This window comes from Bradyrhizobium sp. Ghvi (assembly GCF_900115265.1).
GTDB lineage: Bacteria > Pseudomonadota > Alphaproteobacteria > Rhizobiales > Xanthobacteraceae > Bradyrhizobium.
The window spans coordinates 1-1,367 of sequence record NZ_FOVU01000041.1 but is presented as its reverse complement, the minus strand read 5'-3'; the positions used below and the strand labels follow the sequence as shown (position 1 = coordinate 1,367).

Below are 1,367 nucleotides of genomic sequence, written 5' to 3'. Positions count from 1 at the left end.
AGGAGGTGCTGAACTCGGCGAAGACGCTATCCAGTGAAAGCACGCGCCTGCGTGCCGAGCTCGATCGCTTCATGGCCAATATCCGGGCGGCTTAAAGTCCGGACCGCTCGACGCCGGCCGAACGACACGTGGCTCGGGACTCCCATCCCGGCGTCATCTAACCGCAAGTTGCGATGTGGTAAATTTACCGCAGCTTATCCTTTGCCCATTACCGTGAAGACGAGTCGGGGAGCGGGCTGCTGCCCGGCTGCGCCTGGTTTTCCGCGAATGGAATGGGGTGGGGGAATGTCCGTCAAGTCCAAGTCGAGCTCTTTGAGGCTCCTCACCTTGCGTTTTCGTGCCAAGATCATCCTCGCCTTCGTGGCGGTGCTCGCTATCCTCGCCGTCAGCATGGCGTTCGCCTATTTCGGTTTCGAACGGATCGCGGGCGCCGTCGCGTCCTATCGGGCCAGCGTGGCCGAAGCAGACCTGGCGCGGACCATCGATCGCGAGTTGATCAGCTATCAGGGACTGACCCGGGCCTACACGCTGACGGGCGCGGCGGACGATGAAACGGCAGCCAAGGCGGCCGAAGGAAACCTGAAGGCTGCGATTGCGAAATCGATGTCGGCCACGTCTGGCGCGGCGCGCCGCGAGGAGATTGGCAAGCTCGACGCCGAGTTCCAGCGCTTCACGAAGGTGTTCAGCGAGATCATTACGCTGACGCGTGAAAACAACAAGATCGCGACCGACGAGCTGAATAGCGTCGGCAACAAGATCCGCTTCAAGTTTGACGATCTCGCCGATACCGCAGCGCTCGCCGGCCTGGCATCGGTCCAGACCACGGCCAAGGACATCACCTCGCAATATCTCGCGGTCTCCACCTCGGTCAGCGCCTTTGTCGCCAAGCCCGAGCCGAAGACCGCCGACGGCGTGATCGCCCGCATCAAATTTTTGGAGACGCTGCTAGTCTCGATCTACGCCAGCGACCAGAAGATCACCGACCGTGTCACCGAGATCGGCAATTTGCTGAAGCAGTACCGCGCCTCCTTTGCGAAACTGTCGGAGAACGTGAAAGTCATCGTCAAGTCGAACGGCGAGATGACCAAGACGGCTGCGTCTATCCTCAAGCTCTCGGGCGAATTGCGGTCGGACCTGTCGGCCGATCAGCAGCGGATCGAGGCGAGCGCGAATGTGACGATCGGTGAAACCGAACGGCTGATGCTGATGTTGGCGCTCGGTGGTCTTGCCATCGGCGGTGTCCTGGCCCTGATGCTCGGCAACGGCATCTCACGGCCGATGATCGCGATGTGCAAGGCGATGCGCGAGCTGGCCTCGGGTAATTTCGACGTCGTGCTGCCGGGTCTCGGCCGCAAGGACGAGATCGG

Annotated in this window: 1 pseudogene; it reads left to right on the top strand. The window is 61.5% G+C overall.

Annotated elements, in window-relative coordinates:
* Window positions 1–285: 285 nt before the first annotated feature.
* A pseudogene (locus tag BM374_RS37700) lies at window positions 286–1,367 on the top strand (methyl-accepting chemotaxis protein); the annotation flags it as partial.